Origin of the sequence: Gimesia chilikensis (genome assembly GCF_008329715.1) — a bacterium.
GTDB lineage: Bacteria > Planctomycetota > Planctomycetia > Planctomycetales > Planctomycetaceae > Gimesia > Gimesia chilikensis.
This window is the reverse complement of sequence record NZ_VTSR01000032.1, coordinates 280409-294900: the sequence shown is the minus strand read 5'-3', so window position 1 is coordinate 294900 and position 14492 is coordinate 280409. Positions and strand designations below refer to the sequence as shown.

Genomic DNA, 14492 nt, shown 5'->3' with positions numbered 1-14492 from the left:
AAAAAAGAACGTCTCGGCGTTGTTTCGTCGGGGGGACGGAAAGCAACGGCTGCCGAGACGTTCGGTTTTGATGATTCGTAGTCGCCGTTCCTTTCGGACTCCATTCCCCCGACAACCTTATATAGTGTGGATTATCTCAGATTCTCAGGAATAGGTCAAAGATTGCTGTATCGCCTCACGGCCAGCCTAATAACAGCTATGGCAGCCATTAAGGAGTGAGACATCAAGCGAGGAAATTGGACGCTTTCAGTCCAAAAATTGCGCTAACAAGAAAGATTTCCTCTCTTGCTCGATGGAATGAGGAATGCAGTTTCTTCATTACAACTTTTGGAACGGTGGGCGATCTCCGGGCTTCGGTTCGAGTGGTTGCCGACGCCTACATGAGCGTGACTTCGATCTCTTGTTTTCTACCGAAACGCAGGACACCAAACGTGACCGGCGATCTCCTCACTGGACAGCCTCAAATGACAACGGAGTCTGCTCTTCCCCCGATACGACATGGGGATTGCGGAATCGCATCTCAGCGTTCTGGGGAAAGATTACGATGTGGCCGGTTGTCGTCTGGGCCTTGGCAACGGCATTGACGGTCGTGCCGTTGATCTTCACAGTCACTTTTCGATGCTGGTCACAGGTAATTTCCAGCTTATTCCAGTCCGAGACATTCAGGGCGGGTTTGCGTAACGCAACGACCTTTCGCTGATCCCGCAACTGCCCCAGAGGAAGTTCAACCTTGAAGTCGGGTTTGGGGAGAACAAGTTCTCCAATGTTCGCCGGTGCAAGCTTCACCTCGATTCCAAACGGATACAGTTCACGGAAGTCTTTCGCTTTGGGATTCGGAAGGCTGGAGGAAACGCTTACAAATGGGCCACCGACAACCTTCTCAGAGTCGTATTGGAACTCGACTGAGAAGGTGAACTCGGAATACTCTCGGAGCGAGGCCAGACAGTAACCATTAACCTTGCCTTGGCAGACAAGCGATCCATCACGAGCAATGATGATGGCTCGATCAGGGTCGATGTCTTTATTGAACACGTCGTAGAACTTCCAACCGTTGCCTCCACTGCCTGCTGCTTCGATCTTGGTAACGACACCCAAGTCTTCGTGGTACTCGATGGTTGCCTTGTCCCCCGGTAGAACTGCCGAGACATCGACTTCCTTACCGGCAACCGAAATCATTGCTTTCCGGCTGATGTCGAGTTGCAGTGGCTTGCCTTCCTGAGTAACAGTGATCGTTCGAGCCTCGGGATCAACAGTGGTGATCTCAACCTCGATTTTCTTGACCTGAGCTTGGACAGGCAGTGTCATAATCGCATGAACGGCCATGACGAGAGAAAGGGCGAGCAGCTTGCGAAGTAGCTTCATTCGATGGACTCCTGTTGTTTGGGGGTTGGTGTCGTAATCTGGTCATTCACAGCAGATGTCCTGCGGCATCCAGTGGACTGAGCGAGACCCGAGCCGAATGCGACTCAACAAATCTGACGCAATTTCAAGGTCTCTCAATTTTCAGTGCCCTATTTCCATTCCAGCGATCACCTTCCTCACAGAAGAACGTTACGAGGAGATAATCGCCTGACTGGATGTTCGGTTGCTCTACTTCAGTAGGCACTTCAATCGACATCTCAAATGAGCCACCCGAATGAAAGACAAGCAGCGGAATGTCAAGGAGTCGCCCTGACCGCCTGATTCCGCCGCCCATGTAACGTGCTTCGGTCTTAACTGCCTTGCCTTGGTACTCTTTTGTGTTGTCGAGAAAGTCTATTCGTTCGGACTTGCTCAGAGAGATGGGGTTCTTTGCAGCACGAGCCAATGCCGCTTGTGCTTCCCTCTCTCGCTTTTCCGCTTCTTCTTGCTGGCGTTCCGCCTCATGCTCTCGCTTGATCTTGGCGACCAACGCTCGTGCAGCTTCGCTCTCCAGCAATGGCGCAGGTTTCAACGGTGAGCGATCCAACTTCTGTAACAGAGTTCTTGCCTCCTCTTCGCTGCCTTGTTCAGCGAGATGATCGATCATTCGTCCATAGACCACAAGCTTCTGCTCATCTGGGATGAACATGTCACGCTCTTTAACGACAGTCTGGTAGAGAGCGACCGCTTCCGTTTGCTTACCTTCGTCCCACAAGGCATTTGCTCGGGCAAGGTCTTTCTCAGTGGCCTGCGATTGGAAGATCGACACGGCCAATCCCAGCATGAACAAACCAGCAAACACTCCAGTCCAGAGCGACTTCTGACCCTGCGAGACTCGGGGGCTTTTCCAGAGCAGAAACAGGCCAACCGGAAAACAACAGATGACCAGCAGGGTCAAGATCGCCGGTCGTTCCCAGAGCGAGACCTCCTCAGATGAGGTCGTGGCCTGACTCGCTGGAGGCGGTGGCGGTGTCTTCGTGGTCGCAGGTTGTTCAGGAAACAACCCTTTCACGCTGGAGGCTTTCCTCCACTCTTTCATGTCTTCCCGCCAGACCAGATCGTCAGGAGCAAGCTGCCAGTTCTGGGCCAGTTCTTTAAGTTGGGCCGCTGAGATTGGGCCGTGCTTCTCACCACCTTTTGCGTAGTGCCAGTTGTTTGCCATGTCGTGTTCCTTTGAGTCGTGAAGGAGTTTCGTGGTTCAGTTGAGTTCGGATTGCAGGTCGGCGATCCGACTGTCGATGGTGGAAAGCTGGTAGTCGATTGGCTGGTTGGCCTCTTCATTGAGGTTTTTCCGGTGTTGGTAGATGTCGAAGCCGAAGGCCGGAATCAGGATCAAGAGGGGCAGGATCATCAACGACATGCACACCAGCGCAACAATGGCCACGGGCCAAAGTCCATCTGGGATTTGTTCCTTCTTGGCTGCGACGTAGCTCCGAGCGGCTTCCTCGAACGAAACCGGGTTCTTGCGAATCTCGATTTCCGCTCGCTGCTGATGGAGTCGAGCGAGTTCTTCACTCACTTTCTGCTGCTTGGCTATTCGTTTCGCTTCTTGCTTCTCGGCCCACTCGATGGCTTCTTGAACTTCCGGGTCTTTAAGCAGGACGGCGAGGAGTTGATGAACGTTGGCCATCACCTTCTCAAAGGCGGCTTTGTTGTCCCGGCCTCGGATGGTTGCCGTGTCGATTCCATCTTCCTCGACTTGTGCCAAAACACTCTGGAGCAGGAAGTATCGTGTGGAGGCTGGCACATCGGACTTGGCCGAGAAACCCTCGACAAGCTTCTCGGTTTGGAAGATGAACTCTTCGATGTACTGCTGGAGTTGTTCCCGGTTCAGGAGTTCCTGCTGGACTGCAAGAGCGTTGGCGTTCTGCCGTTTCACCTCCTCCATCTGATCGTGAATGGCAGACTGTGCGGCCAGTTGTGCCGCCATCATGCCCGTCTGAACCATGTTCCATGTGTTGTCGTTAGCCCGTTTGCGAGCCGTCTCACGCAGGATTTCCGATTGAGGATCGGGAGGATCGTTGAATCCTCCGACCGAACGTAGTGGTTGCAGTGCCATGCGAAATCTCCCGTGGCCAGATGTTTGTTGATCTCAAATACGTCAGGGGGTGCCTCTACTGAGAGCCTGAGCGAGACCGCTGAACGAACCGGCTCAAATTTTCTGAGCCGGTTTTGAGATGAATCTCGCTAAAACGAATGGCGGATGCGTTCGGTTGGCTTGTCACGCTCGGTAAAATGGCGACATGACTGGCCACACGACACAACTGCAAAATCTGATTGACCTTGCGACAAAGGGCGATAACTCGGCGTGGGAAGCGACCTTGCAACATGCCTGCGACCGTCTGAGAGCGCTGGCGAGTCGAATGATGCGCACAAATCAACGAGTACGACGATGGGCCGAGACCGACGATGTACTGCAAAACTCGTTGATCCGGCTGCATCGGTCATTGTCCGAGGTACGTCCAGAGTCCCCCCGGCAGTTCTACGGGTTGGCGACTACGCACATGCGTCGGGAACTGATCGATCTCGCTCGAAAGCACTTTGGAGCAGAAGGACTCGGTGCGAATCACCACACGGATGGAGGCATCGCCTCAGATAACAAACCGAACACTGCTGAACCCGAGACCATCGAAGCTTGGATTAAGTTCCACGAGCAAGTCGAAGCATTGCCGGATCAAGAACGTGAAGTCGTCAATCTGCTTTGGTACGAGGAGATGTCGCAGCCAGAAGCCGCCGATGTGTTGGGCGTCTCTCTGGCGACGGTGAAAAGGAGATGGCAGTCGGCCCGGATTCGGCTGAGCGAGACTTTGGACGGAGAGGCATTTCAGTGAAGGACGACGAGAAGATCAGCGACCTGCTTCTTCTGTGGGAAGAGGCCCAAGAACGAGGTGAAGACCTCGACGCTGAGACTCTCTGCGCTGACTGTCCCGAACTGATCGAACCTGTGCGTAAGCGGATCGCCGCCCTACAACGTATGGATTGGATGACCCGGCCACGATCCGATACGCCTGATACAAAAGTTGGAACGACGCTGGCAGGTCGCTACCGAATCGATGAACTCGTCGGTGAAGGTGGCCACGGAGAAGTGTACCGTGGCTTCGACCCTGAGCTTCAACGTCCGGTCGCCATCAAGCTGCCGAACGACCGTAGGTTGAACACAAGTGATCTTCTCGAAGAAGCAAGGAAGGTCGCTCGGCTACGACACCCCGGCATCGTCACTGTGTACGACGTGGGGCAGCACGACGAAGAACCTTTCATCGTCAGCGACTTCGTGTCCGGCACGACGCTCTGCGAGGCTGGGCCTTTTGCTCCACAACAAGCTGCCGCTCTCATCGCTGAAATCGCTGAGAGTCTTCACGCTGCCCACGAACAGGGATTCATTCACAGAGATATCAAACCGGCCAACATCCTGATCGATCAACAAGGGCGACCGCTTTTGACTGACTTCGGTATCGCCACGGCACTGGAAGAATCTCAGAAGCAGATCAACGGCACATTGCCCTACATGTCGCCAGAGCAACTTGGGGAAGAACTGACAGTCGGCGATCCTCGCACGGATATCTGGTCGCTCGGTGTTGTCCTGTACGAACTTCTCACTGGGCAACTCCCATTTGATGACAGTTCACCTGCGATGTTGTGTGAACAGATCAGAAACCATGTACCTCTGCCACTGAGAGGCATCAACTCCAACATCCCGCCTGCGCTCGAAGCAATCGTCTTGAAGTGTTTGGCAAAAGCACCGGAGGAGCGGTATGAAACAGCCTTAGAAGTTGCCGCCGAATTGAGAGGCGTAAAAAAGAACCGCACGTCCTTATGGGCTATCGGAGCAGCAATCGTTGTGATCGGTGTTATTGGCTGGGGAGCGTCCGCTATCGGGCCTTGGAAAACTGCTCAACCCGACGTTCAGCACAGTTTAGCTCCAAAGAAATCGCCGAGTACGCTTCGGTTCATCGGTGGAGCAGCGATCTTCACTCCGGTCAGACCAGAGATACCTTGCACACTCGAAGCATGGATTCGGCCCGAGCATATCAGCGATGAACGCTTCGTGTTCGGCAGTGCAGCCAAAGGAGACCATGGACTTGGACTGGCGATTGCAGATGGGCGACTTGCTTTCGATTCCGCCAACGGTCTCCGAACAGCGACCACGAGTATTCCCGTTAGAACTTGGAGTCATGTCGCTGTTGTGTTTGGGAAGAATCAAACCAGACTCTTCACTAATGGAAAGCTAGTGTTATCAAGCGAACCAGTCACGAAGACCAACGTGACAACGCTCGTAGTAGGCAGGCGTGGGCCAGCCGAAGTTGTTGATGAGTACCACGGCTACATCCGCAGCCTTCGTGTCAGTAGAGGTGAACGGTACATCGAGGACTTTATTCCCCCGGACACGTTCGAGTTAGATAACCCGACAGCACTGATCTACGATGGTGACAACGTGGAGAGCCTCGCAGTCTTTGACATCAGTGGAAACGGCAATGACGGAGAGTGGATGCCGGTGTCAGAGTGAGTCCGAGTTTGCTCAGTCACGAACAATCCTAGTCCTGTCGAAGTCAGCTACAATCACGCCCACGGAGTCCGAGTCTGGCCCGTAACCATGTCTCGGAAAGTCGGCCACGATTCGCACTGTCCGCTCCAACCAGTTCTTTAATGCGCCGAGCTTGGGTTTTGCTCCAAAGACTTCAATGTGGATCGGGGCGACGTACTTCGTGCTGGGGCGATCTGAGAGATGGCCGACCATCTCCACATGCAGAACCCATAAGGCATCATTGGCTTCCGAGAACATCTGGGCCTTGTTCTCGTCGCCGTCCCAGCCGTCGCCTGTCCAGTACGTTGCGTTCTTGTATTCATCTGCCTTGGCGACAATGTACCGTGGGAACAGCTTCGTGCCCCGAGCGATGATCGACAGCATCGGAATCTTGTGGCTCATTGGTCGTCCTCTTCGGGAACGAACTCTCCATCACCGGACAACACACGAGAATTGGCGATCACGTTTGGCAAATCCTCGGCAAGCCGGTGAGGGTTACGAATCGCCAGATTGACGATGCCCTGTCCGGTGACACGAATCGTCACGAACAAAACGGGAGTTGGTTCGTCATTGATCGGACAGTCGGCAATGCCAGAATCCAGTGAAAGGACTTCGCAGTCGGTCACGTTCATTTTCATGGAGTGTTCCCCTTTGTTCGTGAAAAGTTGAAAATCTTCTCGCACTAGGGGGTGCCCCTCTTTCGCTGGGGATGATTGCCGCACTCGGCGCAGCGAGTGAACTGGCCGAGGACAACCGAACCACACTGACCACACCGCCACCGACCGAAGCCGCAAACTCGGCAGGACTTATTGGGATCAGACATGCTCACTCCGCAGTTGCGGCAGACCCATTGGGGCGCAGGTGCGTCACTGCCGGTCATCCGAAGCTTCTCTGAATCGCAGTTGAACGGCGGTGGGCAACCAAGGTGAAACCAAGGGTCGCCGCCACTTTCTCGGAACGTCCGGTATTCTTCGTCGTCGCTGAAGAAGACTGCGGAGAACAGATGCCCTCCGATCCATTGAAGCCCGTTGAAGAAGAGCGTGACCACGAGAGCTACGAACGCCAAAAACGGTAACGTCAGGACACCAGCGATGACGGCAGGGATGCCGATTGGCAGAGTCAATACAAATGCAATGACCCAGTAGCGGGCAAGGACTTCGTATGCGGTGGTGCGTCGAGGCATCGGGCTGCTCCAGTTCGAGGTAGAAACTGGAAGCCGAAGGGGTGCCCGAGAACAAAGCTGACACCCACAACAACCTTTGCTAAGATGCGGGTTCGAGGGAACTTGCCTCCACTTGGAGCAGTTCACGAATCACGGGTTCAATTCCCGTGTGTCAGTCACCAAACTGGTTGTCAGGTAGCGTGTCAGGTTAGCAGAGAGGCGTTTCTGTAAGTCCTAAAACAGCAACAGTTAAGACGGCATATTTGGCGGCCCGCCGCCTCCAATTTGGCCAATTTGCGAGAGATCGCAAGTTGGCCTTTTTCATTGATTTACGGCCATTTCCTTGATTTCCAAAGCTTTCCAGCGGTGCTGTTTATCACGACGTTACAGACATTTTCGCGCGAGTTCTCGCACCTGGGAAAAGCTCAGTCCGTTTGGCAATGAAACGCAGGGACCATTACCGCCTGAAATGACTTATTCATGCAGAGCCAACGACAGGAGAATGAAATCACCGGTTGAAATCATGAACGGTGAACTACTAACCTGCTAAATCCGTGCTGCCACTCTCACACTCAATTACTGATCGCGAATTTTTACTCACACATCCGACAGCTCTGAGATCGATTTGACTCCATCCGTGATTTTCTCGCTGCGATACGCGCTTCCTGCAGTTGCCCCGGTATCTCTTGCCCCGTTCCATAGTACATCTCGTCAGGAGTCTGCCCCTGGAACGTGGAGTGTGGTAAATACGTGTTGTATTGCTCGACGTAGAAAGCCACCAGGTTTTCAACCGCTTGCGCGGAATCCAGTTCATGGAAATAAAGCCATTGATGCTTAAGCACACGCCACCACGATTCGATAAGCGAGTTGGAATATTGGATTTCGGTCTGTGCCAGAACTCTTTTCAATAGACCGGACTCGATGACCTCATCGACGGCCGCATTATAGTTCTCACGACCGCCGTCCACAAACACGGTTGGCTTTCCCTCAGTCATGGCCTGCGATGCGTCCAGGAATAACCGGGCCGTGATCCCCGGCTCGAAGTGATCAAGCACACGCCAGGCAAGAATGCGCCGTGAGTAATTGTCGATCACCGCGTGAATATAAGCCTGGCCCCCGTTAACCAGCCGGACTAATGACGTATCAACATGCCAGATTTCATTGGCCCGTATCGCACGGATCCCCACTTTCGGCTTTGCTGGATAAACGCGTGACCGCACTCTCCGCCATTTGTGGATTCGGACCAGACGGTACCACGTCGACGGAGAAGCGAAGACCTTACCCATTCGTTCCGCCAGGCGTGCCAGTGTCCCGGTTGCTACATGACGGTATTTTTCAGATGTGACCATTTCCTGAATCGTTCTCATTTCTGCGGCAGTGAGCTGATGGGGAGACGATCGAGGGCACGATGGCAGGTCATCCAGACCACATTCAACCCGCTTCCACTCACGGTAGCGACCGTGCGACAGACCGATCACACGCAGGACAGTTTTCAATGGAAAATGCTTTCGCGAATATTCGATGGCCTGCAGCACTCGGAGCTTTTGGGCTTCTTGCGGAAGCCGAATTTGTGACAGTGTGAAGTGAGTCACTTTCATGACGGTGATGATCAGACGCAGCAAAGCAATAAGTCTGGCGTTACGACGACGCAGTGCGACCACCTCACGTTGTAGTTCTACCAGACTCATATCTAAGACGTCGACGGTGATTACGTCGGACATGTTTTTTGTCAGCCAGCCTCGAGCCGTAGATCGAGGGACACCACGCTGAAGAGCGATATCAATATTGCCGGTGGAGCGAACGATTTCTTTCAGTCGATGGTCATAGGTACGCTGCCTGCGTTTGCTGTTGGACATGCCCAGATTCTGGTGATTCAAGGTGCCCGAGGGAAGAGATCTTCGTCATATGGTGGTATGAGAGTGTCGAGAACTCGCGCGAATTTGTAGGAAATGTCGTGACAAACAGCACGCCTAAATGTCGGGAATGTCACGATAAATAGCACGGGGGAAGGTCAGAGCAGAGTTCGACAATTTTGTCTTGTTGTTCCCTGCCCCAGTAGTATTAAGATCACTCAAACCGATAGCTGACATTTTGACGTTTTCCAATTGAACGCTCACCAATCGAAACCCGAAATGATCAGTCGTCATTGAGCATCTTCTGCATTACATCGGGCGGGGCCGGTTCGTAGTCTTCAATCGTGCCGAAGCGTTTGACGATCTCTTTGAAGATGGAGCCTTTGGGGACTTTTTCATCTGTCTCCATCACGCGCTGGTACAGGTCGTCCGGCAGGACACGTACGGAGGTCATGAGCCCTGCCATCGACATCATGGCATTGGCCCGCATCCCTTTGACCTCCCGGCGGGACCAGAGTTTTTTCATCATGGGTTTCGTCATGGTCATGCCCTGCATTTTCTGCGGGTAGCCGGGAATGCCGAATTGGGGATCCTGGTGCATTTTGACGCGGGGGCGTGTGTCGAGGCTGGTGAGGTAGTGGTCGACTTTGGCATCTTCCCGCAGACGGGGGCCCACGTGCTGAACCATGTGATTCATCATGTGATGTACCATGTGGCAGTGGAACATCCAGTCGCCGGGATTATTGGCGATGAATTCAAAGTCGGCAGCCTGAGCAACGCCGACGAGTTCCGTGTTGCGGGGGATCCAGGCGGATTTTGGAATGCGGGCGCCCTCGTGCCCGGTGATCCAAAAGGTGTGCCCGTGCATATGAATCGGATGGTGTTGCACCGGACTGAAATCCAGAAGACGCACGCGGACGCGTTCACCGTGCTTGCAGACCAGGGGCGTGGCATAGGGGCCGCTCCGACCGTTAATGGTGTGCCAGTTCCAGTCCATGCTCCAACTGTTGACTACAGTCTGCATCGGATCGATACGAAAGTTCTGAAAGATGACTCCGAAATCGCGGTCTACCGGGGGATCCCAGACTTTCTGGGGATGCACGATAAACCAGCCCACCATGCCGAACGCTTCCTGCATAGCGATATGTGAGTGATAAAAAAAAGTGCCTTCTTCATGCACGTCAAACTCATATTTGAAAGTTTTCCCGGGTTTAATCGGGTTCTGTGTCATGGTGTGGGCACCATCATACTGGACCGGCAATTCAAATCCATGCCAGTGTATGGAAGTCTCTTCCGGCAATTCGTTATGCACGATGATCCGAATCCGATCCCCCTGGGTCACTTCAATCGTGGGACCGGGCATGGAACCATTAAAGCCGTAGACGTTCATCCAATGGCCGGGCAGGAACTCCCGGGCCACGGGTTCGCAGACCAGGTGGAACTCCTTGGCGCCATTTTTCATCTTCCAGGGGAGCTTATCCAGATCGTTGGCGATGAAGGGCGCCGGACCGTCAGCCGGATTACGAAAACCGGGAACCCGCTTGCCGATGTAATAGTCGCTGTCGGGATCATGCCCGCGGCTGGGACGATAGCGGGAGAAGCCGTCATACTCGTCCTGGACTTCGTGTTGATCCGCTTGTTTCTTCGAAGCTTGAGCTGACGGGGAATCGTGTTGTTCTTTTGATAATGCTGCCGCAGCCGGGGTGCCGACACTTAATGCAGCAAATGTGCCCATAGTTCCATTTTTCAGAAAGGCGCGCCGAGAGGATGAGTCAGACATACCAAGACTCCTGTTTAAAAATCAAAGCGGGTGAAAGGCGGTAAACAGACGGCGCATCCGGTCAGCGAGGCTGAGCGACCGAATCGATATGACCGGGCGGCGTGGGGGATTCTGCGGCTTTTAACCCCCCGTGCAGGAGAAAACCATTGATCAGCGTCTCGTTGGTACGCCAGGTAATGAGGTGGTGCACATACTGTTCGCGCAGTTGATAATATTCGCGCTGGGTCTTCAGGACATCTCCCCAGTTCTGTCGATCTCCCTTATAGGCATCCAGCTGGTTCGCATAAGCGGCTTTCGCTTCAGGCAGGATAACCGACTGAAATTCTATCACATGCTGAAGCGCTGTCAAATATTTCTGATAGTGCAGTGCGAGGTCCTGACGCAGCCTGAGCTTGGTTCGCTTTATTTCCGCATTCTGTCGAGCGAGGTCAGCTTCAGCCTGATGAATCGTACCCTGGTTGCGATCGAAGATCGGAACTTCCATAAAGATCTGTACCGAGGCGACCGGCTCACGGGACTCATGATTATAACCTGAAGCGGCTTTCACAAAGATGTTCGGCACCGGTTCGACGCGTTCCCGTTCCAGGGTGATACAGTCGGCCTGCCACTTCGCGGTGGCAGCCAGTACTTCAGGACTGTCGCTATACAGGTTTTCTACTGCCTGATTGAAGTCAATCATGGATTCCATATCTGCCACAAGTTTGCCCTTGAGAGGTTGCGGCTCCAGTTCGACTCCCACCAGGGAACTGAGCATGGCGAACTGGCTGCGGTACATATTTTCGGCATTCAGCAGAGAGAGCCGTGTGCGCTGCAGGGAGACATTGGAAAGATGAAGCTCAGCCTGAGTGGCCTGCCCCAGGTTGACCTGCTCGCGCGTCGTCAGTGCCGAGTCTTCGGCAGCTTTGAGTAGCTCGCGGCGAATGTCGACAATCTGACGATGCCCCAGCGTTTTCCAGAAATGAATGCGAACATCGTTACAGACTCGCCATTGCTGGGCGACGGCCATCCATTCCGCCGTTTTTGCACGCTGCTGATATTTCCGCCGACTGATCTCTCGCTTGTTGGCGGTGACGATTTCCTGCTGAACGGCACCTCCCTGGAATTCCCCCGGCGTATCGGTGTCGGTTTCAGAATCCACAAAGATCTGTTCCGCGATGTAATAGAAGGTCGGATTGGGATACAGTCCGGCTTCCAGGGCCTTGCCCAGGGTTCCCTGAATCTGTTGCTGCGCCTGAACCAGCGTGGGATTATTTTCCGTCGCCATCATCAGCAGCGCATCCAGGGTGAGATCCGTTTCCAGGGATTGCGGTGTCTCCTGTTTCATCAGGTCTTCCACACCGGCCGGTGACTTCGGAAAGGACGAGGGAGGAATAAACCGTCGCCCGACTTGATCCCGGGACGTCTCAACGTTTCTGGGTTCTGCTGCCGGAGGGACTAGAGGGAACGCGTCTTGGGCTCTGAGCAGTTGTGGTACACAGGCCCCACCAAGCATCACGAGTGGCAGCAGGACTTTACGAAAATAAAATGCAGACATGGGAGACCTCAGGTACACTTCTAATCGAAATCGGTTGGCATTTCGTAGTCCTTGGATTCTGTACATCGACCTGGAAAATGAGCTGAAGTGAGCATGCGTGTCCAAAAACAGTACATATATACAAGTTCGACGGAGTGCATAGCCTGCGTTATTGATAGTACTGCTCGTTGCAAGTAATCCCCTCAGAATCAATTCATTAGCCAGACAGTTTGTTTAAACACTGTATTTTATCGTCAGCTTATTTTCAGTCTCTGCGAAGACAACGATGCGATCACTTTCAATCTGTCGGTGATCCCTGATTCTTAAAATCTCCTAAGGACAGTCAGTGTCAGGTCTTGAGTTGAAGTTACTGATACGCTGAACGATTCCAGGGCAATGTTATTACTGTCAAGAAACCTTTGGTTGCTGAAAAGAAATTTTAAGTGTTGACTGATTTGAGAGGTGGCAACCAAAACTGAAAGCTAAACGCGCGGGGTGTTCAATCAATGATCAGTTCTAATCCAAATCTTTGAGCAGGATTTGTTCTCTCATATCAGTCCAATTTGTTTTTTTTACTTAAGTCTCTTTTGTGGCTCTCTCTACTGGAATCTGCCAAGGATATCTACATCCGTTATCACCGGTCTGGTATACGAAATGCGGAGGTCTTGAAAAAACGGATTGATAACGCTCCGTTGAATTCATTCGCAGAAAAAGGAGGATGCTTCAGAATGACACTCAGTAACCAACGCCCTCCTTTCCATCGAGAGGCGATGATTCTGGAATCGGACATTCTGTCGCGGTTGTGATTGCACGGGAAAGGGCCTGTCTCGCTCTGACCAAGCAAAAGAAATTGCTCCAGCACAAGCAAAAGAAATTGCTCCAGCATATGTCTATTTTGCATCTAATGCAGATTCCCATTAAGTAACGGGAGAAGTGCAGACTTTGCTTGGAGGAGCAACCAGAGCCGGATGATTAGTCATTCAATTCTGAGTTATCTAAAATTCGAAACGAAAAAGAAAGTAGAGGCAATCCCATGCAGGCAGTGGTATTTCATGATGTAGGAAACATTCAGCTTGAAGATGTTCCCGAGCCAAAAATAAAAGAACCCACGGATGCAATTGTGCGTTTAACGGCGAGTGCAATCTGTGGCACAGATCTTCATTTTATTCGCGGTACATTTCCCGGAATGCAGGAAGGGACCATTCTGGGTCACGAGGGAGTGGGAATAGTCGAAGAAACAGGCAGCGCAGTTCGTAATTTTCAGCCGGGTGATCGGGTTGTAATTCCCTCGACGATCGGCTGCGGTTGTTGTTCCTACTGTCGTGCCGGCTATTTCGCACAATGCGATAACGCCAATCCTAACGGTAAAGAAGCCGGGACGACATTTTTTGGAGGCCCCCGCGGCAGTGGTCCGATTCAGGGACTCCAGGCAGAATATGCCCGAATACCGTTTGCGAATGTAGGACTGGTCCGGCTCCCGGATAATGTCAGTGACGAACAGGCGATATTGCTCTCGGATATCTTTCCCACCGGGTATTTTGGCGCACATCTGGCTGAAATTAAAGCTGGTGACACGGTAGCCGTCTTCGGCTGTGGTCCGGTAGGGATCTTCGCTATTATCAGTGCGCACCTGTTTGATGCAGGTCGCGTCCTGGCGGTGGACTGCGTGGAATCGCGACTGGATCTGGCTCGATCGCATGGGGCGGAAATCATTAATTTTGAAAAAGAAGATCCGGTCGAGACGATTCAGTCTCTCACGGGGGGGATTGGTGTAGACCGGGTCATTGATGCTGTGGGAGTCGATGCGCTGCACTCGCATCATGGTCCCGCCGCCCGTACTGAAGATCCCGACTTAAAACCGCAAGACATCGCTCCGGATAAAAATTCTCAGGGGGATCTCTGGGTACCAGGCGATGCCCCTGCTCAGGCACTGAAGTGGTGTGTGAGTGCAGCAGCGAAAGCGGGAACCCTCTCGATCATCGGTGTTTACCCGCCACAAATGGACGCGTTTCCCATTGGTCAGAGCATGAATAAAAATCTGACAATCAATATGGGGAACTGCAATCATAGACGCTACTTGCCTCATCTTGTACGTCTTGTCCAGAGTAGAGCAATTGACCCCGCCAGCGTTCTGACACAGGAAGCACCGATTGTATCGGCGATCGAAGCTTATGAGTCTTTCGATCAGAGGCAGTCAGGCTGGATGAAAGTTGAATTAAAGCCTGCAGGATAAACAGAATAAAAAGGCTTGGAGGAGGAAC

General features: G+C 52.9%; 12 protein-coding genes. 4 read left to right on the top strand and 8 right to left on the bottom strand.

The genetic code is table 11. The features are described from left to right. Positions 1 to 447 precede the first annotated feature (447 nt). From FYZ48_RS25915 to FYZ48_RS25905, 3 genes are all read right to left on the bottom strand, one after another. On the bottom strand, positions 448 to 1362 hold the full coding sequence (locus FYZ48_RS25915) for a family 16 glycoside hydrolase (protein WP_149345427.1): 915 nt from the start codon (positions 1360 to 1362) through the stop codon (positions 448 to 450). Between the two features lie 124 nt (positions 1363 to 1486). Then, positions 1487 to 2563 (bottom strand): DUF4339 domain-containing protein, encoded by a 1077-nt coding sequence (locus FYZ48_RS25910; RefSeq protein ID WP_149345426.1) that lies wholly within the window; start codon positions 2561 to 2563, stop codon positions 1487 to 1489. 36 nt (positions 2564 to 2599) lie between these two features. Further along, positions 2600 to 3460 carry a hypothetical protein gene (locus FYZ48_RS25905; protein WP_149345425.1) on the bottom strand — a complete coding sequence of 287 codons (861 nt, stop codon included), beginning with the start codon at positions 3458 to 3460 and terminating at the stop codon, positions 2600 to 2602. Positions 3461 to 3644: 184 nt separating this feature from the next. Here FYZ48_RS25905 and FYZ48_RS25900 point away from each other — a divergent pair, with 184 nt between their 5' ends. Together FYZ48_RS25900 and FYZ48_RS25895 are read left to right on the top strand one after the other, a co-directional pair. Beyond that, positions 3645 to 4232 (top strand): RNA polymerase sigma factor, encoded by a 588-nt coding sequence (locus FYZ48_RS25900; protein ID WP_149345424.1) that lies wholly within the window; start codon positions 3645 to 3647, stop codon positions 4230 to 4232. Next, positions 4229 to 5905 (top strand): protein kinase domain-containing protein, encoded by a 1677-nt coding sequence (locus FYZ48_RS25895; RefSeq protein ID WP_187782228.1) that lies wholly within the window; start codon positions 4229 to 4231, stop codon positions 5903 to 5905. The genes FYZ48_RS25900 and FYZ48_RS25895 overlap by 4 nt, the downstream gene beginning before the upstream one ends. A 12-nt stretch (positions 5906 to 5917) precedes the next feature. Here FYZ48_RS25895 and FYZ48_RS25890 read toward each other — a convergent pair whose 3' ends face one another. Both FYZ48_RS25890 and FYZ48_RS25885 read right to left on the bottom strand, forming a co-directional pair. Continuing rightward, entirely contained in the window at positions 5918 to 6325 is a 408-nt protein-coding gene (locus FYZ48_RS25890) for a hypothetical protein (protein WP_149345422.1), read from the bottom strand. Continuing rightward, a complete protein-coding gene (locus tag FYZ48_RS25885; RefSeq protein WP_149345421.1) occupies positions 6322 to 6561 on the bottom strand; it encodes a hypothetical protein in 240 nt (79 codons plus the stop codon). The genes FYZ48_RS25890 and FYZ48_RS25885 overlap by 4 nt, the downstream gene beginning before the upstream one ends. A gap of 287 nt (positions 6562 to 6848) precedes the next feature. Here FYZ48_RS25885 and FYZ48_RS29380 point away from each other — a divergent pair, with 287 nt between their 5' ends. After that, a complete protein-coding gene (locus FYZ48_RS29380; RefSeq protein ID WP_187782227.1) occupies positions 6849 to 6998 on the top strand; it encodes a hypothetical protein in 150 nt (49 codons plus the stop codon). Positions 6999 to 7678: 680 nt separating this feature from the next. Here the strand turns inward: FYZ48_RS29380 and FYZ48_RS25880 are convergent. The 3 genes from FYZ48_RS25880 to FYZ48_RS25870 all read right to left on the bottom strand — a co-directional run bounded on the left by FYZ48_RS25880 (position 7679) and on the right by FYZ48_RS25870 (position 12252). Beyond that, the gene (locus FYZ48_RS25880) at positions 7679 to 8941 is read right to left on the bottom strand and encodes a DDE-type integrase/transposase/recombinase (protein WP_149345420.1); all 1263 of its coding nucleotides are present in this window, start codon (positions 8939 to 8941) and stop codon (positions 7679 to 7681) included. Positions 8942 to 9221: 280 nt separating this feature from the next. Beyond that, positions 9222 to 10718: a multicopper oxidase domain-containing protein gene (locus tag FYZ48_RS25875; protein ID WP_149345419.1), complete on the bottom strand. Its 1497-nt coding sequence runs from the start codon at positions 10716 to 10718 to the stop codon at positions 9222 to 9224. A 61-nt stretch (positions 10719 to 10779) separates the two neighbouring features. After that, the gene (locus tag FYZ48_RS25870) at positions 10780 to 12252 is read right to left on the bottom strand and encodes a TolC family protein (protein ID WP_198422283.1); all 1473 of its coding nucleotides are present in this window, start codon (positions 12250 to 12252) and stop codon (positions 10780 to 10782) included. 1012 nt (positions 12253 to 13264) lie between these two features. On the opposite strand from FYZ48_RS25870, the gene FYZ48_RS25865 reads away from it, so the two are divergent. Next, on the top strand, positions 13265 to 14464 hold the full coding sequence (locus tag FYZ48_RS25865) for a zinc-dependent alcohol dehydrogenase (protein ID WP_149345418.1): 1200 nt from the start codon (positions 13265 to 13267) through the stop codon (positions 14462 to 14464). Positions 14465 to 14492: the final 28 nt, after the last annotated feature.